This is a genomic window from Pelagibius sp. (assembly GCF_965249265.1).
Lineage (GTDB): Bacteria > Pseudomonadota > Alphaproteobacteria > Kiloniellales > Kiloniellaceae > Pelagibius.
On the sequence record NZ_OZ252224.1, the window covers coordinates 1821031 to 1843637 of the forward strand.

The following is a 22607-nucleotide window of genomic DNA, read 5'->3' on the forward strand; positions in this document are numbered from 1 at the left end:
TCACCTCCAGTCTGCCAGCGCCTGGGGCAGTTCCTCCGGGCGCCATAGCTGTGCTGCACCGAAGACACCGCTGGAATCACCGTGAGTCGCTTTGACGATCGGGGTGGTAACCTGATCTGAGAAGACGAACCGGGGCAGAAGCTCAGGGACATTGCGGTAAAGGCGTTCGATATTGGAAACCCCGCCGGCCAGGACGATAACATCCGGGTCCAACACGTTGATGACAGCCGCAAGGCCGCGGGCGAGGCGGTTTTCATAGCGCTCCAGCGCCAGACAGGCCTTTGATTCGCTGGCCTCGGCCCGCTCGGCGACCTCCGCAGCCGTCGTTTTGATGCCGCTCAGGGCTGCATAGTCTCTTGCCAGCCCGGGTCCGGAAAGAAAGGTCTCCACGCAGTCCCGCTTACCGCAGTAACAGGGATTTCCCGCCTGTTCATCCGGCTCCGGCCAGGGCAGGGAACTGTGTCCCCACTCACCGGCAATGGCATTGCGGCCGATATGCGGACGACCGTTGATCGCGATTCCACCCCCGACGCCGGTACCGATGATGACGCCAAATACCACCGAGGCGCCGGCGGCGGCGCCATTGCTGGCCTCCGAAACGGTCATGCAGTTGGCATCGTTGGTGATCCGCAGCGGCCGTTCCAGGAGCCCGGCGAGATCGCGGTCGAGCGGCCTGTCGAGAAGCCAGGTAGAATTTGAGTTCTTCACTAAACCGGTGGCTGCAGAGAAGGCGCCCGGAATGCCGATCCCGACGCTGCCGCGAATTCCCAGCTCCGATTCAATGTCTTTGATGAGATCGGAAATAGCGGTGATGGTCGCGCCGTAGTCCTGGCGAGGCGTTGCGACACGGCGGCGAATTAATGTGTCGCCATCACTGGCCAAGGCGATCGCTTCAATTTTGGTGCCGCCAAGATCAACCCCGATCTGCATGAGATCTTTACCTATTTTGCCACTTGGTCGCCGGAGCTACAGAAAGTAGTTTATCCAAAGCTTACCAAAAATTAACTTTATCGCTCTATCTATACGGCGAGGTCGGTGGTCAGGTGTCTCTCTGAGGTACTCCGCCGTTTTCGAAGGACTTGTCGGTACCGTCTTCCTTACGGACAGTGCCTCCTTATCATAAGTGCCATCGGGCAGGGCAAATAACATGATGAATGGAACGAATACCGCAGCCAGCGAAGGTGTGGCCAAGACCGTACTGATCGTGGAGGACAACGAGCTCAACATGAAGCTCTTTCACGACCTGCTGGAGGCGCATGGATACAACATTCTCCAGACCAAAGATGGCATGGAAGCACTGCGCCTGGCGCGCGAGCACCGCCCCGATCTGATTTTGATGGATATCCAGCTGCCGGAAGTTTCGGGGCTGGAGGTGACCAAGTGGATCAAGGAAGACGACAATCTGAAGGCCATCCCCGTAGTCGCCGTGACCGCCTTCGCCATGAAGGGTGACGAAGAGAAGATTCGCGAGGGCGGCTGTGAGGCCTACATCGCCAAGCCGATATCCGTCGCCAATTTCCTGGAGACGGTTGAGCGGTTCCTGAGCTAGCCGCCGTAACGTACAGCCGACCATGACCGCGCGTATACTGGTCGTCGACGATATCCCAGCAAATGTGAAGCTGCTCGAGGTCAAGCTTTCGGCCGAGTACTTCGACGTTCTGACGGCATCGGACGGCCCCTCCGCATTAGAACTTGCCCGCAGCGAAGCGCCCGACCTCATCCTCAGTGACGTGATGATGCCGGGGATGGACGGCTTTGAGCTCTGCGAGCGCCTGAAGGCCGACCCGCAAACAAGCCATATACCGCTGGTGATGATTACCGCGCTGAGCGACGTTTCCGATCGCGTTCGCGGGTTGGAGGCCGGGGCTGACGATTTCCTGACCAAGCCGGTCAACGACATTGCCCTTTTTGCCCGTGTTCGCTCCCTGGCCCGCCTCAAGCTGATGATGGATGAGCTGAGAGTCCGTCAGGCGGCGAGCGGCGGCGACGAGGTTTTGGCGGAAAGCGGCGTGGATACCGCGGAGGCGATTGTCGATGCCAAGATCCTTTTGGCCGACGCCAGCCCGACGCTCGCCAGTAAGGTCGCCGACTATCTGGCCGAGGACGGCCATAGCACCGAGCACGTTAAAACCGTCGACGAGGCCCTGACTGCATCACAGGCCAGCGACTATGATCTCCTGATCGTCAGCCTGCATCTGGGCGAAGAGGACGGTCTGCGGCTCTGTTCGCAGATCCGGTCCCAGGACGAGACCCGCCATGTGCCGATCCTGCTGCTGCTGGACGAAGAGGATCTGCCGCGCCTGCCCAAGGGCCTGGAGATCGGCGTTACCGACTACGTGATCAAGCCGATCGACCGCAACGAACTGCGGGCCCGCACGCGCACCCAGATCCGGCGCCGGCGCTATCATGACAAGCTGCGCGACATGCTGCGCAGCTCGGTCGCCATGGCTTACACCGATACCCTGACCGGGGTCTACAATCGGCGCTACATGAACGCCCATCTTGATCGCAAGATCATGGAGATTGCCGAAACGGTGAAGCCGGTGTCGGTCTTGATGTTCGACCTTGATCATTTCAAGAGCGTAAACGACACCCATGGCCACGGGGCAGGCGACGAAGTCCTCAAAGAACTGGCCAAGCGCGTGAGTCGCAGCGTGCGCGATCTCGATCTGGTCTGCCGCTACGGTGGCGAGGAATTCGTCATTGTGATGCCCGATGCCGAGTTGGACATGGCGGTCAATGTAGCCGAACGCGTTCGCAGCGTGGTGTCCGAGAAGCCTTTCATGATCGGCGAAGACAACATGGCGCTGGAAGTGACCATCTCGGTGGGGGTGGCGACGACACGGGATCCGACCGAAACACCGGAGACGCTGATTGCCAGTGCCGATGAGGCGCTCTATGGCGCCAAGGCGGCCGGGCGAAACCAGGTCGTTTCTTCCGAAATTCGCCGCCGCAATTCGCGCTCGGCCTCTGTCGGCAGTGACTGAATAGCAAAACGGCCGCCTCAAGGGCGGCCGTTTTCAGTATCCAAGACAGGCTCGGATCACTTCATTTTGCTTTCCTTGAAGATCACGTGCTTGCGGGCTACGGGATCGTACTTCCGGAACTCGAGCTTCTCGGTAAGGGTACGCGGGTTCTTCTTGGCCACATAGAAATAGCCGGTGTCCGCGGTACTCACCATCTTGATCAACTGCGTCGCTGGCTTGGCCATATCCGCTGTCCTTTGACTGAACTGACTGAGGTTGCGGCGAAAATACTTTGCTTTGGCGGTCTGTCAAGCCTCGCCGGGTAGCGTCTCGCGCTTTCCTCGGATTAAGGAATAAAAGCCTATTTCAATTAGCCGCCCGAGGCTGCCCGCAGGTCGATGGATACCTCCGCCGTGTCGGGAGGGCCCTGAAGGGCGCGGGCAAAGAGGCCCGGATCATGAAGCAGGCGGGTGGCGACTTGTAGGTCGATTTCGGCCTCCTCATCGCGCATCGGACAGTTGGCCCTGAGTGATTCGATGGCCTGATCGTCATTGGTATCGATATCGCGGCGTCTCAGGTCACCAGCCAGGGGCAGGGCGCCGGTCCGGATCAGCGAGAGGACATCTTCGACGGAGTTAACCTCGCCGGTGGTGCAGATGTCCGGCAACACGCCACGCCGATGAAGAGCATAGCCCGAAGGGGCGTGAAAGCGCGCCCAGGTGAGCGTCAGTTCACCCTGATTGGGAAGCCGCAGGACCGTCTGCACGGTTCCCTTGCCATAAGAACTGCTGCCGACGACAACGGCACGGCCTGAATCCTGAAGCGCTGCCGCAACGATTTCCGCGGCGGAAGCCGAGGCGCCGTCCACCAGGACGACCATGGGCGATCCCTTGGACACGTCGTCATTTGAGGCGCTGAAGTACTGATGGCTGTCAGGGTGGCGGCCGTGAGTGGAGACGATGCGGCCCTGAGTGATGAACAGTTTTGAAACCTCAACGGCCTGATCGAGCAGCCCGCCGGGGTTGCCGCGAAGATCGAGAATGAAGCCCTCCAGCTCGTCGCCGATCTCGTTCTGGGCCAACTTGACCTTCTGCTTCAAGGTATCCGTGGTGCGCTGGTTGAAGCCGGAAAGGCGGATGTAGGCGAGATTGCCTTCGCGGCGGTAGCTCACCGTCTGCGGTACGATGTGCGATCGTGTGACAGCGATGGCGAGCGGTGAATCGTTTGCTTCGCGATCGACGGTGAGATTTACCTTGGTGCGCACCGGGCCGCGAAGGCGCCGAACCACCTCACGTTGGGAGAGGCCGTCCACACTCGAGCCATCGATCAGGGTGATCACGTCGTCGCTGGTCAGGCCGGCTTTCTCCGCAGGGGTGTTTTCCATCACCGAGAGAACCAGCACCCCTTCTTCGATAAGGCGGATGCGAATGCCGATCCCGCCGAAGCCGTCACGGCTGGCGCGGTTTTCCCGCGCCGCCTCACGCCCCGCATAGCGCGAAAAGCTGTCCAACTCTCCGAGCACGCCGTCGAAGACCACCTCGTAGAGCTGCTCAGGCTCGGCGGTGTCCAGGTCGTCGGAATGGTAGCGGCTGGCGCTGATCGTCGCCGCGGTCAGGGCACCCCATCCCTTGGCGTCGTTGGGATCGGGCATCGGATAGCTGGCCATGGCGGCGCCGTCGACACTGACCCGCAAAAGGTCACCGTCCTGTTCCACACCAATGGCCGGATCGATGCTGGCAAGGCTGCCCATACCGGCGATTGCCAGTTGGGATACCGAAACCTCTTCGATAAAGATGTCGGATACGTCCTGATAGCCGGTGCTGAACAACCGCTCTGCACGCGCCTCGTCGTAGCCGAGGGGCGGGGCGCTGTCCTGCGAGGCGCAGGCAACCATGAGAAATGCAAGGCAGAGAGGACCGGCCCGGCGAAGCAGGCCGCGAACATCCAGAACCTTCATTTCTACCGTCTCGTAGGACGCAAACCTCATTGCCACCCTTAGGAACCCCCGTTACACCCCTTGGACCAAACAATAAACGAAGTCGTTAACTTCGTGCAAAGCACAAATTCGGTAGTCGTCAGAGAAATCGGACCCGAAATTCCCTTTATTAGGCACCCGACAGCGTCAAAGATTCGTTAACGTACGAGTAATAATCCTCTACCGATCCTTTCGACCCCTGGGTGTCCTTGTGCCGGATGAGCCGCCGCGCCGCCCGCTTCCGGGCCTCTTCCCGGAGCCGGATTTGACGCGTTTCTTGCTCTTTCCGGTCGACTTCCCCTTTTTGCGGGAGCTTTGTGGCATTTTTCGGGTCGCGTTTCCGGGCCCGGACGAGGTTTCGTTGCGGTATCTACCTGTGCGTGTGTTCCGGGTTTCTGTATTTTCCTCCGGTTCGTCTTTACTTGGCTCGATCAGGGACAGGATCAGGCCGCCGGTCATGGGTTCCGCTTCCAGCAGGCGGACTCTGAGCCGGTCGCCGAGACGGTAGACCCGGCCCCAGCGCTGACCCTCCAGGCTGTGGCGCGCCTCGACGTGATGGTAGAAGTCGTCCGGTAACGTGCTGATGGGAATGAGGCCGTCGGCGCCGCTCTCGTCCAAGGTCACAAAAAGCCCGAAGCGGGTGACCCCGTTGATCCGCCCGGAGAAGGTCACGCCGACCTGGTCCTTCAGGTAGGCCGCGGTAAAGCGGTCGACCGCATCGCGTTCCGCGGCTGCGGCGCTGCGCTCCGTGGTGCTGATGTGGGAGGCGGTCTCGTCGAAGGTCGTCTCACTGCCGGCCGGCAGCCCGTCCTTACCGAGCTTCAGGCCGCTGATCAAAGCCCTGTGTACCATCAGATCCGCATAGCGCCGGATCGGCGAGGTGAAATGGGCGTAGTGGGTAAGGGCTAGGCCAAAGTGTCCGATGTTCTCCGGACTGTAGATCGCCTGGCTCTGGGACCGCAGAATAAGGTCATTGACTAGGCTGGCTTCGGGCTTGTCGGCGGCCTTGGTCAGGATTTGGGTCAGCATGCGCGGTTGGACGACCTGGGACATGTTGAGGCGAAGGCCCAGACCTTCAAGCACCTCGGCCAGCGCTTTCAAGCGAACCGGGTCCGGTCTGTCGTGTACACGGTACATGCAGGGTTGTCCGAGGCGCTCCAGCTCTCTGGCCGCGGCTACGTTGGCCGTGATCATGAACTCCTCGATCAGGCGATGACTGTCCAGCCGTTCGCGTGCATCGATACCGATCACCTCGCCATTGTCGGCGAGGCGGATCTTGCGTTCCGGCAGGTCGAGTTCGAGGGTGCCCCGCTTGGCCCTGCCGCGCAGCAGCGAATCGAAAGCCCCGTAGAGCGGCGGCAGTACCGCTTCCAGAACGGCCTCGTTGCCCCGTTCAGTATCGCCGGGGCGGCCGTCACGGGCGGCCTGAACCTCTTCGTAGGTCAGCCGCGCGGCAGAGCGCATCAGTCCGCGGACAAAGCGTTGGCGCAGCAGTCGGCCGTCCTTATCGATCCAGAGATGGACCGCCATGCAGGGCCGCTCTTCTTTGGGATTGAGCGAGCACCAGCCGTTGGAAAGCGCCTCCGGCAGCATCGGCAGCACGCGGTCAGGAAAGTAGACGGAGTTCCCACGGGCATAGGCCGAGCGATCCAGAGCGCTGTCCGGTTTGACGTAGTGGGCAACGTCGGCGATCGCGACCAGGAGATGCCAGCCGCCGGCGTTCTTCGGGTCTCCGTCGGCCTCGGCAAAGACGGCATCGTCGAAGTCGCGCGCGTCTGCCCCGTCGATTGTGACCAGCGGTATGCCGCGCAGGTCTTCGCGTTTGCCTGGTTTTGCCGGGCCTGCTGCCTCGGCTTCGGTGACGGCCGCTGCGGGGAACTCGCTGATCAGGCCGTGTTCGTGCAGGGTGATCAGGCTCAGCGCCTTCGGATCGTCACCACGGCCAAGGCGTTGTAGCACCCGCACCGAACGCAGGCCCAGGCGTGATCTGCCGCGCCGTTCGGGCAGAACTTCAGCCAGCACCAGCTCGCCTGGAGTCGCACCGTCGGCATTGTCTTTGTTGAGGATGAACTCGCTTTTGGCTCGTTTATCGGTGGGGCGCAGTCTTCCGCCTTCGCTGCCCAGCTCATAGACTCCGAGAACGCGGCGCTGCGGACGGTCGAGCTTGCGAATGACCTGGGCCTCGTAGCTGCCGTCGTCCGTTTTTTTCAGGCGCGCCAGCACCCGCTCGCCAACCGCAAGGGCCGAGCGGCTGCTGCGCTCGGGCGCCATGTAGATCGCCGGTGGCGCCTTTTCTTCATCCCAGACCGTCGGCCGGGCGAGGAGTTCGCCGTCCTCATCAATGCCCGAGATTTCGACGACCAGGACATTCGGCAGGTGACCTGGCGGCGCCAGACGGCGCTGTGGTTTGCGGTTGAGGAGGCCTTCACGCTCCAGATCCTTCAGCAGCGCTTTCAGACGGATGCGGTCGTTGCCTTTGATCCGAAAGGCCCGCGCGATCTCGCGCTTGCCAACAGGTTCGGCGCTTTCGTTGATGAAAGCGAGGACCTGTTCTTTGGTGGGGAAGACGGCGGAGCGGGGCTTCCCGGAGGGGCCCTTGCTGCGCGGCAAGGTCAGTCGGCAGCCGTCGGGGCGACGGCTTTCTTCTTCTTCGCCGCTGGCTTTTTGGCCGCCTTCTTCGCAGGCTTCTTCGCGGCTTTCTTCTTTGCAGCAGGCTTTTTCTTGGCCGCCTTCTTTTTCGCCGTTTTCTTCTTCGCTGCCGGTTTCTTGCCGGCCTTCTGCGCCTTCTTTTCGGCCTGCGCCGCGAGCAGGGGCAGCGCCTGCTCCAGGGTGATGGTCTCCGGATCGATGTCCGAGGGCACCGAGGCGTAGAGCTTCAGATGCTTCACGTAAGGACCAAAGCGTCCTTTGCCCTGCGTAACCGGTTTGCCGTCGTCAGGATGATCGCCTAGCGGTCGTCCCGCTGCGCCGCGTTTCGGCGCTTCGGCGATCAAGGTGACGGCGCGGTTGAGGCCGATGGTCAGAACGTCGTCGCCTTCGGTCAGGGAGCGATAGGTCGAGCCGTGCTTTACATAAGGGCCGTAGCGTCCGATTCCCGCCGTGATAACCTTGCCGTCCTCGGGATGGGGGCCGACGTCACGGGGCAGGGCGAGCAAGGCCAGAGCCTTCGGCAGATCAACTTCCGCCGGCGAAAGACCCTTGGGCAGCGAGGCGCGCTTGGGCTTGGTGTCACCGTCCGGCTCGCCGACCTGAAGGTAGATGCCGAAGGGTCCCTTGCGCATGGTGATCGGCAGATTGCTCTGCGGATCTTCGCCCAGGAGTTTCGGGTTGGACAGATCGACACCGTCGGTTTCGTCTTCATCGCCGGGAACCGCCAGCGGCCGGGTGAAGCGGCAGTCCGGGTAGTTCGAGCAGCCGATGAAGCCGCCGTTGCGGCCGAGGCGGAGGCCAAGCCGCCCTTCTTTGCAGGACGGGCAGGCACGCGGGTTCTTCGACGGATCCTCGGGATCACTTGGAAAAAAGTGCGGCCCAAGATCTTCATCCAGGGCGTCGATCACCTGGGTGATCGAAAGACCGGAGGCGCCTTCGATCGCCGTGCTGAAGGCCGACCAGAAATCCCGAAGCACGAGGCGCCAGTCGATCCTGCCGCCAGAGATGTCGTCGAGTTTCTCCTCCATCTCGGCGGTGAAGTTGTACTGAACGTAGCGCTCAAAGAAACTGGACAGGAAGGCGACGACAAGGCGGCCACGGTCTTCGGGTGTGAAGCGGCGCTTTTCGAGGCGGACATAGTTGCGGTCCTGAAGCACCTGCAGGATGGAGGCATAGGTGGAGGGCCGGCCGATACCGAGCTCTTCCATCTTCTTGACCAGACTGGCCTCGGTGTAGCGCGGCGGCGGCTGGGTGAAATGCTGTTCGGGCAGAACGTCCTTGCGGTCGACGGCATCGCCTTCGTTCAGCTTCGGCAGACGGCGGTCCCCCGGCTTGTCGGCCTCACCGTCGCCGTCACTGCCCTTGTCGTCCCGGCTTTCCTGGTAAAGGGTCAGGAAACCGTCGAAGGTGACGATGGAGCCGGTGGCGCGGAGCTGAGCAACGCCGCTGTCGACGTCGATGTCCACCGCCACCTGGTCCAGCTCTGCGCTCGCCATCTGGCTTGCCACCGTGCGGTTCCAGATCAGCTCATAGAGCCGGCGGCCGTCATCGTCGAGATAGGCGCCCATATCCTTGGGTCTGCGGAAGAGATCGGTCGGCCGGATCGCCTCATGCGCTTCCTGCGCATTCTTCTGCTTCGACTTATACTGGCGCGGTGCGGAAGGCAGATAGGGATCGCCGTAGTCGGCGGAAATCAGCGAGCGGGTGCCGTCGAGGGCTTCCTGCGCCATGGTGACGCCGTCGGTACGCATATAGGTGATGAGGCCGACCGTCTCGCCGCCCAGGTCGATACCCTCGTAGAGTTTTTGGGCAACCCGCATCGTACGGGTCGCCCCGAATCCCAACTTGCGGGAAGCTTCCTGCTGCAGAGTCGAGGTGGTGAAGGGCGGATAGGGGTTGCGCTTGGTCTGCTTGCGTTCGACTGAGGCGACCGAACAACGCGCCGCCGCCTCCAGTTTCCGGGCCGCGGCCTTTGCCGTTGCCTCGTCGGGCAAGCCGAACTTGTCGAGCTTCTCGCCGGCAAGATGCGTGAGCCGCGCCGTGAAGGGGGAGCCTTCGGCATTCGTCAGATTGACATCGATGGACCAGTACTCGCGCGGCTTGAAGACCTCGATCTCCGCCTCGCGCTCAGAGATAAGGCGCAAGGCAACCGACTGGACCCTGCCCGCCGAGCGGCTGCCGGGCAGCTTGCGCCACAGTACCGGCGAAAGCGTAAAGCCGACGAGGTAGTCGAGCGCGCGGCGCGCCATGTAGGCGTCGATCAGTTCCTGATTGAGGCTGCGTGGATGCTTGAAGGCCTCGACGATTGCCTTCTTGGTAATCTCGTTGAAGACCACGCGTTCGACGCCGACGCCTTCCAGAACGTTGCGCCGGCGCAGTTCATCGACGATGTGCCAGGAAATCGCTTCGCCTTCACGGTCCGGGTCAGTGGCGAGGTACAGGTGTTTGCTGTTCTTAACCGCATCGGCGATTTCGCTGAGACGCTTTTCGCCTCGCTCGTCGACCTGCCAGCTCATCGAAAAGTCTTCGTCCGGTCGCACCGAACCGTCTTTGGCGGGCAGATCGCGGACATGTCCGTAGCTTGCCAGGACGTGATAGTCCTGGCCCAGGTACTTGTTGATGGTTTTCGCCTTGGCAGGCGATTCGACGACAACGACGTTCATAGTGCGGATGATTCGAACAGTTCCTTACGATCTTCCTAATTAGTGACGGCGAAACGGATATGCCACCAAGGTGTCACGCGGCGCCGGTCGGTCAAGGAAGCCCGTCGTCATAATGGGTTCGCGGGTGCTTTGTAAAGCCGCGCAACGCGGTTTCCCGGATGGCGTTCGATCCGTCCGGCCAGTTCCAGGTCCAGCAGAATGCTGTGGATCGTCGCCACCGGCAGGCCCGAACGCCGGATCAGGTCGTCCACCATCAAGGGTTCGGCGCCGAGAAGACCTTCGACGTCACGGTACATGTTTTCGTCGGGGTTCGAATGTTCCGAGGGCTGGGCCGGGACCGCCTCCGGGCTTGGAGGTTCCTCGGGCAGGTTGAGCGGTCTGTGGGCAAACCTGCCCAGATCCTCGAGGACCTGGGCTGCCGACTCAATAAGGGTGGCGCCCTCCCGAATCAGGTGGTTGCAGCCGGCGGCCCTTGGATCGAGAGGGAAGCCCGGGACCGCAAAGACGTCCCGGCCCTGTTCCGCCGCAAAGCGCGCAGTGATGAGCGAGCCGGAGCGCCGTGCGGCCTCGACGACAACGATGCCGAGGCAGAGGCCGGAGATCAGGCGGTTGCGCCGCGGAAAGTGACGTGCCTGAGGCGTTGTGCCGAGCGGCATCTCCGAAATGATCGCCCCGGCCTGCTGAAGGTTGTTATGGAGGTCTGCGTTTTCCGGCGGATAGATGATGTCAGCGCCACCGGCGAGGACAGCGACGCTGGCATGGGCAAGGCTTCCCTTGTGGGCTGCTGTGTCGATTCCGCGGGCCATGCCGGACACGACGGCGAATCCGGTCTCTGAGAGTTCCCGGGCCAGGGTCTCGGCGAAGCGGCGGCCGTTGGCCGAGGCATTGCGGGCGCCGACGATACCGACAGCCGGCAGCGAAAGGACGGCTGGATCGCCGAGCACGGCCACCACCGGCGGCGCATCGTCGATGCTACGGAGCAGCGCTGGATAGTCGGGTTCGCAGAGAGCAAGAAGTCTCACGCCCGCCTTTCGGGCGGCGGTCATCTCGGCTTCGGCTTGCTCGTTTGTGCACAAGCGTATGCGCCGCCGGGCGCCGCCTCGGCCCGCCAGAGCAGGCAATTCCGCCAAAGCCGCGCCCGGCGTGCCGAAACGTTGCAAGAGTTGCCTGAAGACAACCGGGCCGACGTTTTCCGACCGGATCAGGCGAAGCCAGTCAAGCCGTTCTCTGTCGCTCAGAGGTTTAGCAGTCTCGTTCTGCATCGCGCTAAGATCGTCACGAGCAGAGAGGGAGGTCAAGGCTTTCCCGAACTCTTACCGCTCTTGTGTCTGTCAGGACGATGCTTTGCCGCCGCCGATTTTCGGCTCTTCGCCCTTCAGCAGCCGGCGGATGTTGGGATGGTGGCGCCACCAGACAAGGACCGCAATTGCGGCTGTCAGTTCCACCATCTGCAGGTCGGCCAACACAAACCAGGAGAGCAGGGGGGCTGCAGCAACCGAGGCCAGCGAGGAGAGGGAGGACATCCGAAAGATCAGAGCGACCAGCAGCCAGATGCCGCAGCAGGTGGCGCCTATGGGAAAGGAAAGAGCCAGGAAAACGCCCAGTGCCGTTGCGACGCCCTTGCCGCCCTTGAAGCCCAGCCAGACGGGAAAGAGGTGTCCGACCACCGCGCCGAGAGCGGCAACCAAGGCCATGTCCGGTCCCCAGAACTGTGCAATCAAAACCGCGGCGACGCCCTTGCCGGCATCCAGCAGCAGGGTAGCGGCGGCCAGACCTTTGCGCCCGGTGCGCAGAACATTGGTGGCGCCGATGTTGCCGGAGCCGATACTGCGGACGTCGCCGAGCCCGGCGAGACGGGTGAGAACCAAACCGAAGGGCAGGGAGCCCAGCAGGTAACCGCCGGCGAGGGCGGCTGCCAAATAGGGCCAGGCGAATTCCCAGGATATCGGATCGGGCATAGCCTGTTGTCCGCTCAGGCCGCTTCGAAGAGGCTGCGCCCGTCGACCACGGTGCGACGCACGCGGCCTTGTACGGGCAGACCTTCAAATGGAGTATTTTTCGATTTACTTTCAAATAGATCTGGGTCGATCTTCCCGGCTTTGTTGAGGTCGAAAATCAGAAGGTCAGCCGGGCTGCCCTTGGTCAGATGTCCGGCCTTGAGGCCGAGAATATCGGCTGGCTTCGCGGTGATGCGGCCGAGCAGATCGAGCAGGTCGATCTTTTCCGAGTGGAAGAGCTGCAGCGACAGCGGCAGCAGGGTTTCCAGGCCGACGATCCCGGGCTCCGCGATGGCGAAAGGCAGACGTTTTGATTCCTGATCGTGAGGAGCATGGTCGCTGGCGATGGCGTCGATGGTGCCGTCGATCAGGCCCTCCATCACGGCGCGGCGGTCGTCCTCGCCGCGGAGCGGGGGAGAGACCTTGGCGAAGGTCCGATAGTCGCCGACGGCTATCTCGTTCAGCGTCAGATAGTGCGGGGCCGTGTCGCAGGTCACGTTGAGGCCGCGGGCCTTGGCACGGCGGATCACGTCAACGGTTGCCGCGGTCGAGACGTGCGCGACGTGATAGCGGCCGCCGGTCAGCTCGACCAGGCGCAGATCGCGCTCGACCATCATGACCTCCGCTACCGAGGGGATGCCGGGCAGGCCGAGCCGGGTGGCCATCTCGCCGCCGTTCATCGCCCCGCCGGCGAGGCTCGGTTCTTCAGGGTGCTGTACGATCAGGTGGCCGAAGGTTTTGGCGTAGGAGAGGGCGCGGCGCATGACCTGGGCGGAGGCGACAGCCTTGGTGCCATCGGTAAAGGCGACGGCGCCGTACTCGCCGAGCATCCCCAGTTCGGTCAGCTCACGTCCTTCGGTGCCCTTCGTCACGGCGGCATAGGTGTAGACCTTGACCCGTTTTTCCTCTCGGGCGCGCCGAGCGATGTATTCCACACCGGCGACATCGTCGATCACGGGATCGGTATTGGGTAGGGCGACCACCGAGGTGACACCGCCCGCGGCCGCGGCGCGGCCGGCGCTGCCCATGGTCTCCTTTTGCTCCTCGCCGGGCTCGCGGATGTGAACCCGCATGTCGACCAGGCCGGGCGCCAGGCAGGCCTTGGCGCAGTCCACGGTCTGAATTCCCTCCGGAACACCATCAGCAAAAAGCTGGGGCCCTATGTCGCTGATACGGCCGTCTTCGGCCAAGAGCGCACCCGGCGCGTCGAGGCCCGAGGCGGGGTCCAGCAGCCGGGCGTTGATGTAGGCGGTGCGGTGTTTGGCAGGCAGTCGCGTCATTGGGCCATCTGCTCCTGCGCGGCGTTTGCCGCTATCAGATTGCGGTTCAGGGTTTCGAGGCAGGCCATGCGCACGGCCACGCCCATCTCCACCTGTTCGCGAATGACCGAACGGTTGATGTCGTCTGCCAGGTCGCTGTCGATCTCGACGCCGCGGTTCATCGGCCCTGGATGCATGATCAAGGCATTGGGCTTGGCCGCCTGGAGCTTCTCCTGATTAAGGCCGAAGAAGTGATAGTACTCCCGGGTAGAAGGGACGTAGCTGCCCTGCATGCGCTCGGTCTGAAGCCGCAGCATCATGACGATGTCGCAGCCCTCAAGCCCTTTGCGCATGTCGTGGAAGGTCTCGACCCCCAGACGTTCGACCTGCCCGGGCATCAGGGTGGGCGGGGCGATGAGACGGACCCGGGCGCCGAGGGTATTCAAAAGGTGAATGTTGGAGCGCGCGACCCGGCTGTGGGTGATGTCCCCGCAGATCGCCACCAGCAAGCCCTCCAGGGTTCCCAGGCGGCGGCGGATGGTGAGGGCGTCGAGCAGGGCCTGGGTCGGGTGCTCATGGCTGCCGTCGCCGCCGTTGATCACCGCGCAATTGACCTTTTCCGACAGCAGCTGGACGGCGCCTGAGTCCGGATGCCGGACCACCAGGACATCGGGGTGCATGGCATTCAGGGTCATCGCGGTGTCGATCAGGGTCTCGCCTTTTTTAATCGACGACCATGCCACCGACATGTTGATCACATCAGCGCCCAAACGCTTCGCGGCCAGCTCGAAAGACGTCCGTGTACGCGTTGAATTCTCGAAGAAAAGATTGATTACGGTGCGACCGACCAAGAGGTCTTTTTTCTTGTCGCTGCCGCGGTTCAGGTCGACGTAGCCGTCTGAAAGGTCAAGGAGGGATAAAATCTCGGGCGCCGTCAGCCCCTCGATGCCGAGAAGGTGCCGGTGCCGATAGCCGCCGAGGGCCGTCGTGCTGTGTGCTGAGGTCATTAAAGCGGTGTTATGACACCGGCCTTGTGCTTGGGCAAGCGGCTCTGCGCCAAGCATTTTCCTTGGCTTGGGAATCTTGGATTAAATGACGCCTTTTCCGCGCAGTCTGGCCCGCTCTTCAGGGCTGATATCAAGCAGTTCTTCGAGAATGGAGTCGCTGTCCTGCCCTGCCCGCGGCGGCGCGAATCGATAGTCCACCGGCGTCTCGGAGAATTTGATCGGGTTGCCGATCAGGTCCACCTCGGTCCGTTGGCTGCCGGGATAAGGCATGGTGATTTTCATGTCCCGGGCAAGCACCTGGGGATCGGCGAAGACCTGGTCGAGCGTGTTGACCGGTCCGGAGGGCACCCCGATTTCCGCCAGCCCCTCGACCCAGGCCTTCTGAGTCTTCTGCCGGGTGATGTCGGGCAGCATGGCATAGAGCGCTTCGCGGTTGCGAACCCGGGACGCGTTGGTCTGAAAGCGCTCATCCTCGGCAAGCTCCGGGCAGCCGGCGAAACAGCAGAAGCGGGCGAACTGAGCATCGTTGCCGACGGCGATGATGACGTGCCCATCGGCGCAGGGCATCACCTTATAAGGCACGATGTTGGGATGCTCGTTGCCCTGGCGCTTGGGGATTTCGCCGGAGGTCAGATAGTTCGACCCTTCGTAGGAGAGCCAGGCAACCTGGGTGTCGAGGAGGCCCAGATCGATGTGCTGGCCCTGGCCGGTCATGCCGCGGTGGTGCAGGGCTGCGAGGATGGCGGAGCTGGCATACATGCCGCACATGATATCGGCGATGCCGATGCCCACCTTTACGGGCTCGCCCGCCGGTTCGCCGGTCAGGCTCATCATGCCCCCCATACCCTGAGCCAGATAGTCATAGCCGGCCCGTGGGGCGTAGGGGCCAGTTTGCCCAAAACCCGTTATTGAACAATAAATTAGGCCGGGGTTTGAATCTTTCAGATCATCGTAACCGAGGCCGTAACGGGCGAGATTGCCGACTTTGAAGTTCTCCACGAGGATGTCGCAGAAGCCGATCAGACGCTTCGCGAGGACTTGGCCCTCCGGCTTCGAGATGTCGATGGAGAGCGACCGCTTGTTGCGGTTGGCGGAGAGAAAGTAGGCGCTTTCGGTGGTATCGCCGCCATCAGGTCCCGGCACGAAGGGCGGCCCCCATTTTCGGGTGTCATCGCCTTGGCCCGGGCGTTCGACCTTGATGACGTCGGCGCCCAAGTCGCCCAGCAACTGAGTGCAGGTGGGGCCGGCCAGGATGCGGGTCAGGTCGAAGACCCGCAGTCCGGAAAGGGGTGCGGTCATGCGGCGAAGTTCCTCGGCGGGAGTGTACTGACCCTGGCTTTGTGCCGCCCCCCGCCTTCAGGGTCAAGGCGCGCTCCCGCTTCCGGTAGGGTCGCCGGCCGTCCGGGCCCGGGCAGCAATGGCGTCCAACGCACCCTGCAGGATGTAGGCGGCGGCCATTTTGTCGACCACCGCCGCACGCCTTTTGCGTGTCATGTCGGCCTCGTCGATGAGGAAGCGCTGCACGGCGGCCGTTGAAAGCCGCTCGTCCCAAAAGGCGATCGCCTGTTCGAAGCCGGCCTTGTCCGCCAGGTTGGCGGCAAATTGGCGTACGGACTGGCAGCGCGGCCCTTCGCTGCCGTCCATGTTTACGGGCAGGCCTATCACCAGGCCGCCGACCCGTTGCTCGCGGCAGATCTCGGCCAGGCTGGCGGCATCCTGGGTGAACTTGGTCCGTTGAATCGTCTCCAGCGGCGAGGCGATCTTCAGGGCTGAATCCGAAATGGCCAGACCGAGGGTCTTGCTGCCCGGATCAATTCCCAGCAAGCGTTGCCCGCGGCTCAGTCTTTCCGGCAGATCCAGGACCGATGTTTCCGTCATCAGCCCGTTATAGGCAGGCCCCGCCGGGGCGGCAAGTTGGCGAAGATTCCGGCCAGCGCGCTGCCGGGCGATCCTTGCGGGCGGCAAGGGCGGGTGCTAGGTTCCGGCGGTTTTTCAACGCCCTGACCCCCTGGGTTCCCGTTCTTTTGAGGCCGGGAGTGTCGGCGGGGCCGGGACTTCCAAAATGAGGGTCGCTGGCCGATGTCGGTCGATAAGGATACCGTCGCGAAAATCGCGAGCTTGGCGCGCATTCGCGTCGACGAGAACCAGAGCGAGGCTCTGGCTGGGGAGCTTTCCAATATCCTGGGTTGGATCGAGCAGCTGTCGGAGCTGGATACGGATGGCGTGGAGCCGATGACCTCCGTGGTCTCCATGACCCTGCCGCTGCGCGAGGATACGGTGACCGACGGCGGTTATCCGGACAAGGTCACCGCCAATGCGCCGGAAGCTGCGCATGGCTTCTACGCGGTGCCGAAGGTGGTCGAGTAATGAGTGAATTCACCAAGCTCACCCTGGCCTCGGCACGTGATCTGCTGGCGAAGGGCGAAACCTCGGCCAAGGAACTGACCGAGGCTCATGTCGCGGCGGTCGAGGCGGCGCGTCCGCTGAACGCCTTCATCACCGAGACGCCGGAAAAGGCGCTGGCCATGGCGGAGACGTCGGACCAGCGCCGCAATGCCGGCGAGGCCGGTCTGCTGGAAGGTCTGCCGATCGGGATGAAGGATTTGTTCTGTACCGAAGGCGTTCTGACCACGGCGGGTTCCCACATCCTGGACGGTTTTCACCCGACCTATGAGTCGACCGTCAGCGGCAACCTCTGGAATGCCGGTGCGGTGATGCTCGGCAAGACCAATCTGGACGAGTTCGCCATGGGCTCCTCCAACATGACCAGCTTCTATGGCGGCGTGGAGAACCCCTGGCGCAGCGCCAGCGACAACCGGCCCCTGGTGCCGGGCGGGTCCTCCGGCGGATCGGCCTCCGCTGTCGCGGCGCGCTGTGCGCTGGCGGCCACCGGCACTGACACCGGCGGGTCGATCCGCCAGCCTGCGGCCTTCTGCGGTATTGTCGGCATGAAGCCGACCTACGGCCGCTGTTCGCGCTGGGGTGTGGTGGCCTTTGCGTCGTCATTGGATCAGGCCGGGCCGATGGCGCGGAGCGTGCAGGACACGGCGATCATGCTGCGCGCCATGGCGAGCTATGACCCGAAGGATTCGACGTCGGTTGACGTCCCGGTGCCCAATTACGAGGCGGCGATGACCGGTGATATCAAGGGAATGAAGATCGGCATTCCCAAGGAATATCGCCTCGATGGCATGCCGGATGAGATCGAAGCGCTCTGGCAGCAGGGCATCAAGTGGCTCGAAGAAGCCGGGGCGGAGACGGTCGAGATTTCCCTGCCGCACACGCACTATGCGCTGCCGACCTATTACATCATTGCGCCCGCGGAAGCGTCGTCGAACCTGGCGCGCTACGACGGCGTGCGCTACGGCCTGCGCGAGCCGGGTGCGAGCCTGGACGAAATGTATGAAGAAACCCGCGGCAAGGGCTTCGGCGCCGAGGTGAAGCGCCGGGTGTTGATCGGCACCTATGTGCTCTCCGCCGGCTACTACGATGCCTATTACAACAAGGCGCGGCGGGTGCGCAGCCTGATCGCGCGGGACTTTGCCAAGGCTTATGAAACCGTCGATGCCATCCTGACGCCGACCGCACCCTCACCGGCTTTCGGCCTGGGGGACAAGATGGACGATCCCATTGCCATGTACCTGAACGACGTCTTCACGGTGCCGGCCTCGCTGGCCGGCCTGCCCGGTATATCGGTGCCCGCTGGTCTGTCGAAGGATGGTCTGCCGCTGGGCCTGCAGATCCTTGGCAAGGCCTTTGACGAGGAAACAGTCTTCAAGGTTGGGGGCGTTCTGGAAGAAGCTGCGGGCTTCGAGGCTCTGCCGGGCTTCCTGGCGGTCTGAAACGTATGGCTGACGGTATGAACGCGGAGAACCTTTTGGTCCGGCAGGCAACGGAGACCGATTTCGACCGCCTGCTGCCGCTCTTCGAGCGCTTCTATCGTGAGGAAGGGTTTGAAAAGGCGGTATCCGGCGTGGCCGGGAATCTGCGGCAAATCCTGCGGCGCGACGACACCGCGGCGTTCATCGCGCTGGCCGGTGACTTGGCGGTGGGGGCTACTGCGACAAGTTCATCTTTCGGTCTGGAAGTCGGTCTCTATGCGGAACTGGAAGATCTCTTCGTCGATCCCGATTGGCGCGGAAGGGGCGTGGCCTCGATGCTGGTCGAGGCAGCGGCGGACTGGGCCAAGGCAAAGGGCTGTTCGGATATGGAAATCGTTCTGACGCCCCATGGTCAGGCCGATGACAAGCTTGCGCCTTGGTACGAGGCGCGGGGTTTCGTCAATGCCAGGCGGGTGATTTACGAGCGAGCCCTTTGATGTTGCGGTCGCAGGCACCCAGGTCTTGGTTTCGATTAGTTTCGCTTGGGGGACTGACGGCGTGGGCGGCTCTGTTGCCGTCCACTAGCCATGCGAGATCGATTTGTCCTGATGGTGACGCTCGGTGCGTGGAGTTACAAGTCGGTCTTCTTATCTTCATTCTTGGTATCATTCCGATCGGCGGCTTGTGGGCATATCGTAAGGACAAGCTCGGCGATATCCGACGATTCTGGGAACGTCAGTTCAAATACCCGCGGGCGACTTTGGCGCTCACAGCTATTGCTACTATGGCGCTGGGTACAAAGGTGATGTACTTCGGGTTTTGCAGTTTCTTTGGCTACGAATTCTGCTGATTGCAGATTGGTATATGAGAGAAGTGAAATGGCAGTGATCAAAGGCAAGACGGGCGAGTGGGAGATGGTCATTGGGCTGGAGGTTCATGCCCAGGTGATCAGCAACTCGAAACTGTTTTCCGGCGCTTCGACGGCGTTTGGGGCCGAACCCAACAGCCAGGTCTCGCTGGTCGATGCGGCGATGCCCGGCATGCTGCCGGTGTTGAACAAGGTCGCGGTGGAGCAGGCGGTGCGCACCGGTCTGGGGCTGAATGCCCAGATCAACCTGACCTCGGTTTTCGAGCGCAAGAATTACTTCTACGCCGACCTGCCGCAGGGCTATCAGATTTCCCAGTACCTGCACCCCATCGTCGGGGAAGGAACCATCATCCTGGATCTGGAAGACGGCGCGACACGGGAGGTGGGCATCGAGCGCCTGCACCTGGAACAGGACGCCGGCAAGTCGATCCACGATCAGCATCCGAGCCAGTCCTACATCGATCTCAACCGTTCCGGCGTCACCTTGATGGAAATCGTCTCCAAGCCGGACATGCGTTCGGCGGAGGAGGCGGGCGCTTATCTGCGCAAGCTGCGCACCATCCTGCGTTATCTCGGCACCTGCGACGGCAACATGGACGAGGGCTCCATGCGGGCCGATGTGAACCTTTCCATGCGCCGGCCGGGTGAGCCTTTCGGCACGCGCACGGAAACCAAGAACGTGAACTCCATCCGCTTCGTGCAGCAGGCCATCGAGATGGAAGCGCGGCGTCAGGTCGAAGTGCTGGAAGAGGGCGGCGAGATCAGGCAGGAAACCCGCCTCTTCGATGGGATGACCGGCAAGTCGCGTTCCATGCGCTCCAAAGAAGAAGCCCATGACTATCGCTACTTCCCGGACCCGGACCTGCTGCCGCTGGAACTGGAGCCCGCCTGGGTGGAGGACATCAAAGCCGGTCTGCCGGAACTGCCGGATGCCAAGAAGGCCCGCTTCGTCGAAACGCTCGGGCTGTCAGCCTATGATGCCGGAGTCTTGGTTGCCGACCGCGATACCGCAGCCTTCTTTGAAGCCGTCGCCGAGGGGCGGGATGCGAAGCTGGCGGCCAACTGGGTGATCGGCGACTACTTCGGCGCCATGAATAAGAGCAGTGCCAGCCTCGATAGCGCGCCTGTGGATGCAGCTAAGCTGGGCGGCCTGCTGGACCTGATCGCAGACGGCACCATTTCCGGGCGGATTGCCAAGGAGGTCTTCGAGGAGATGTGGGAGAGCGGTCAGGCGGCCGGAGCCATCGTCGAGGCCAAAGGCCTGAAGCAGATCTCCGACAGCTCGGAGATTGAAACCCTGGTGGACGACATCATCGCCAATAATCCCAAGCAGGTCGAGCAGTTCAAGGGTGGTAACGAGAAGATCCTGGGTTGGTTTGTCGGCCAGGTGATGAAAGCGACTCAGGGTAAAGCCAACCCGGGGATGGTCAATCAGGTGCTGCGCAGCAAGCTTGGCTAGGTAGCGGACTCATAAGCTTCGCACCAGATTCTGACAGCGGCGATTTTGATGAAGGCGAGGAAGGCATGTGATGTCTTGTCGTATCGGGTTGCGATGCGCCGGAAGGATTTCTTGATACGGCCGATGAAGCGCTCGACCTTGTTGCGTTGACGATAGAGTTCCCGGTCGAATGGGATCGGTATCTTGCGGTCGGATTTGGAGGGGATCACCGCTTCCGCTCCCTTCTCCCAGATCAGGTTTCGAATGTGGTTGGCGTCGTATGCCTTGTCGGCCAGAACAGCCTGTCCGGGTTGCAAGTCCCCCAGCAGAAGCGGCGCCACCGGCCCGTCATGGGCCTGTCCCGGCGTCAGGTGGACCTTCAACGGTAGCCCCCATTCATTGACCAGAACGTGGATTTTTGTGGTCAGACCGCCACGTGAACGACCCATGCATCGTCGGGGATCGTTTTTTTGAGCGTGGCCCCGGCGTGATGCACGCGCACCGACGTGCCGTCGATCATCACCACATCGCCGTTGTGAGCATCCACCACCGCGTCCATGACCCGGTCCCAGACGCCGGCCCGGGTCCAGCGGCGGAAGCGGTTGTACACAGTGGTATAGGGGCCGTAGCGCCCGGGCAGGTCGCGCCACGGACAGCCGGTGCGCAACACGTAGAAGATGCCATTCAGAACCTGCCGGTCATCGCGCCGCTGCACACCCCTCACCTTGTTCGGCAGAATCGGTTGGATGAACCGCCATTCCAGCTCCGTAAGATCATAGCGTGACATGCTCTCCTCCGAACGCCAAACCAGACCATCACAGAATCACAAACCGCTGATCTTGAAAATGGATTTATGAGTGCACTACCTAGAGCAGCTTGTGCTTGAATGATGGAACTGCTGTCGGCAGCGCTGGGTTTTGGGTGAGGTCGGCGATCCGCCCCTAGGTTTCCGGTGCCATACGCTCAAACTGGCAGAGAACTCGCTCAAGGTTTTCCGGGCTGAGGGAGTCATAGGCATTGACCCAGCGGCGGATAATCCGCTTTTCGTGCGCGTCCTGCCACTCGGTCCCCTTTGTGACCCGCACATCGAAAACGACATCGAGAGCGATTTTGAAAGCCGTCGTCAAATGCGCGGGCATTTGAGACTTTTCAAAGAGCTTCCGAAACGCGGTCGTATCCGGGTTTGCGAGCACGTCGGCGGTCGTTTGGACCGGAACTCTCGCCAGGGTCGCGATAAACACCTCGAAGAGGTCCAGCCGTCCGAGACAAAGACTGCGCAAGAGCAGGGTGGGCGTTAGCGCGCCTTTCAGAAAGAGTCTCATGGCGGCCGACTCTATCTCGTGAACGGACTTGGCCGCCATCAGTGCCTGAACAAGCGCCCGCTCGCGCCCATGCAGGACCATCTGGTCGACCAAAACCTCGGGGACCGCATGTTTGTCGATCAGGTGGTTCCTCAGGTTTCCGGAGACCAGGTTGACAAGGCGCTCTTTCACGGCAATCGGTAGTGTCCATCGCTCGACCATCAGCGCTTGAATATCGGTCTCCTCGCCATGGGCATCCACAACAGCATGGAGTGACGGTTCAGGGATAGCCGCCCCCGCATTTGCCAGAAGTGTTCCGACAACCTCTTTGTCTCCGGTATCGATAAGGGCGCCGGACACCGTTTCGCTGACGGTCTGCCGTCCTGCAATCGCAAGCTGCTTCAAGTGACTGCCTTCGCCGATGATGGAGACAAGGTCCTCGTCAGTCAGAACGATCGAGTTCTTGAGAATGGGAACGGCAATGGCCTCTAAGTCGTCCGCAAGGCTGCGCGCAATCCTGTGCGGCAGGAATGGGCAATCCTTAATGTGTTCTGCGAGTGCCAAGCGCACTTCGACTTCCGCATCGAGAGCCAAGCGCTCGAAGGTCTCAATCGCCGCAAGTCGTTCGGCCTCATTGAGTTGGCCGCCGGCAAATGCCATGCC

General features: G+C 62.1%; 19 protein-coding genes. 6 read left to right on the forward strand and 13 right to left on the reverse strand.

All coding sequences use genetic code 11. The features are described 5' to 3' along the window. Nucleotides 1-930 carry an ROK family protein gene (locus ACP146_RS08555; RefSeq protein ID WP_422366333.1) on the reverse strand — a complete coding sequence of 310 codons (930 nt, stop codon included), beginning with the start codon at nt 928-930 and terminating at the stop codon, nt 1-3. Between the two features lie 217 nt (nt 931-1147). Between ACP146_RS08555 and ACP146_RS08560 the strand changes: the two genes are divergently transcribed. After that, on the forward strand, nt 1148-1549 hold the full coding sequence (locus ACP146_RS08560) for a response regulator (RefSeq protein WP_422366334.1): 402 nt from the start codon (nt 1148-1150) through the stop codon (nt 1547-1549). A gap of 22 nt (nt 1550-1571) precedes the next feature. Further along, nucleotides 1572-2987, forward strand: coding sequence for a PleD family two-component system response regulator (locus ACP146_RS08565; protein ID WP_422366335.1), 1416 nt, complete (start codon nt 1572-1574; stop codon nt 2985-2987). A gap of 56 nt (nt 2988-3043) precedes the next feature. Here the strand turns inward: ACP146_RS08565 and rpmG are convergent, their stop codons facing one another. From rpmG to ruvX, 10 genes are all read right to left on the reverse strand, one after another. After that, nucleotides 3044-3211, reverse strand: a complete 168-nt coding sequence (gene rpmG / locus ACP146_RS08570; RefSeq protein ID WP_422366336.1) for a 50S ribosomal protein L33 — start codon at nt 3209-3211, stop codon at nt 3044-3046. 125 nt (nt 3212-3336) lie between these two features. After that, nucleotides 3337-4923: a S41 family peptidase gene (locus tag ACP146_RS08575; protein WP_422366337.1), complete on the reverse strand. Its 1587-nt coding sequence runs from the start codon at nt 4921-4923 to the stop codon at nt 3337-3339. Between the two features lie 198 nt (nt 4924-5121). Then, nucleotides 5122-7551 carry a ribonuclease R gene (gene rnr, locus ACP146_RS08580; protein ID WP_422366338.1) on the reverse strand — a complete coding sequence of 810 codons (2430 nt, stop codon included), beginning with the start codon at nt 7549-7551 and terminating at the stop codon, nt 5122-5124. 2 nt (nt 7552-7553) lie between these two features. Then, on the reverse strand, nt 7554-10253 hold the full coding sequence (gene topA, locus ACP146_RS08585; protein WP_422366339.1) for a type I DNA topoisomerase: 2700 nt from the start codon (nt 10251-10253) through the stop codon (nt 7554-7556). Nucleotides 10254-10360: 107 nt separating this feature from the next. Then, the gene (dprA, locus tag ACP146_RS08590) at nt 10361-11515 is read right to left on the reverse strand and encodes a DNA-processing protein DprA (RefSeq protein ID WP_422366340.1); all 1155 of its coding nucleotides are present in this window, start codon (nt 11513-11515) and stop codon (nt 10361-10363) included. A gap of 69 nt (nt 11516-11584) precedes the next feature. Next, entirely contained in the window at nt 11585-12211 is a 627-nt protein-coding gene (plsY, locus tag ACP146_RS08595; RefSeq protein ID WP_422366341.1) for a glycerol-3-phosphate 1-O-acyltransferase PlsY, read from the reverse strand. A gap of 14 nt (nt 12212-12225) precedes the next feature. Further along, nucleotides 12226-13530, reverse strand: coding sequence for a dihydroorotase (pyrC, locus tag ACP146_RS08600; RefSeq protein WP_422366342.1), 1305 nt, complete (start codon nt 13528-13530; stop codon nt 12226-12228). Then, a complete protein-coding gene (locus tag ACP146_RS08605) occupies nt 13527-14516 on the reverse strand; it encodes an aspartate carbamoyltransferase catalytic subunit (protein WP_422366343.1) in 990 nt (329 codons plus the stop codon). Before ACP146_RS08605 ends, pyrC begins: the two co-directional genes overlap by 4 nt. 81 nt (nt 14517-14597) lie before the next feature. Then, entirely contained in the window at nt 14598-15815 is a 1218-nt protein-coding gene (locus ACP146_RS08610) for a CaiB/BaiF CoA transferase family protein (RefSeq protein WP_422366344.1), read from the reverse strand. A 63-nt stretch (nt 15816-15878) separates the two neighbouring features. Further along, complete coding sequence (gene ruvX / locus ACP146_RS08615; protein WP_422366345.1) at nt 15879-16394, reverse strand: Holliday junction resolvase RuvX; 516 nt, start codon at nt 16392-16394, stop codon at nt 15879-15881. A 201-nt stretch (nt 16395-16595) separates the two neighbouring features. Between ruvX and gatC the strand changes: the two genes are divergently transcribed. The 4 genes from gatC to gatB all read left to right on the forward strand — a co-directional run bounded on the left by gatC (nt 16596) and on the right by gatB (nt 20664). Next, the gene (gatC, locus tag ACP146_RS08620; RefSeq protein WP_422366346.1) at nt 16596-16883 is read left to right on the forward strand and encodes an Asp-tRNA(Asn)/Glu-tRNA(Gln) amidotransferase subunit GatC; all 288 of its coding nucleotides are present in this window, start codon (nt 16596-16598) and stop codon (nt 16881-16883) included. Beyond that, entirely contained in the window at nt 16883-18358 is a 1476-nt protein-coding gene (gene gatA, locus ACP146_RS08625; protein ID WP_422366347.1) for an Asp-tRNA(Asn)/Glu-tRNA(Gln) amidotransferase subunit GatA, read from the forward strand. Before gatC ends, gatA begins: the two co-directional genes overlap by 1 nt. A 5-nt stretch (nt 18359-18363) precedes the next feature. Further along, nucleotides 18364-18834, forward strand: a complete 471-nt coding sequence (locus ACP146_RS08630) for a GNAT family N-acetyltransferase (RefSeq protein ID WP_422366348.1) — start codon at nt 18364-18366, stop codon at nt 18832-18834. 381 nt (nt 18835-19215) lie between these two features. Continuing rightward, complete coding sequence (gene gatB, locus ACP146_RS08635; RefSeq protein WP_422366349.1) at nt 19216-20664, forward strand: Asp-tRNA(Asn)/Glu-tRNA(Gln) amidotransferase subunit GatB; 1449 nt, start codon at nt 19216-19218, stop codon at nt 20662-20664. On the opposite strand, the gene ACP146_RS08640 is transcribed toward gatB, so the two are convergent. Continuing rightward, nucleotides 20661-21430 (reverse strand): IS5 family transposase gene (locus ACP146_RS08640; protein WP_422365355.1). Its coding sequence is split into 2 segments (ribosomal slippage): nt 20661-21109 and nt 21109-21430, totalling 771 coding nucleotides; the frame shifts between segments, so codons are not numbered across the junction. The two genes, gatB and ACP146_RS08640, sit on opposite strands and share 4 nt — an antisense overlap. Before the next feature lie 154 nt (nt 21431-21584). Further along, on the reverse strand, nt 21585-22604 hold the full coding sequence (locus ACP146_RS08645) for a DUF2336 domain-containing protein (RefSeq protein WP_422366350.1): 1020 nt from the start codon (nt 22602-22604) through the stop codon (nt 21585-21587). Nucleotides 22605-22607: the final 3 nt, after the last annotated feature.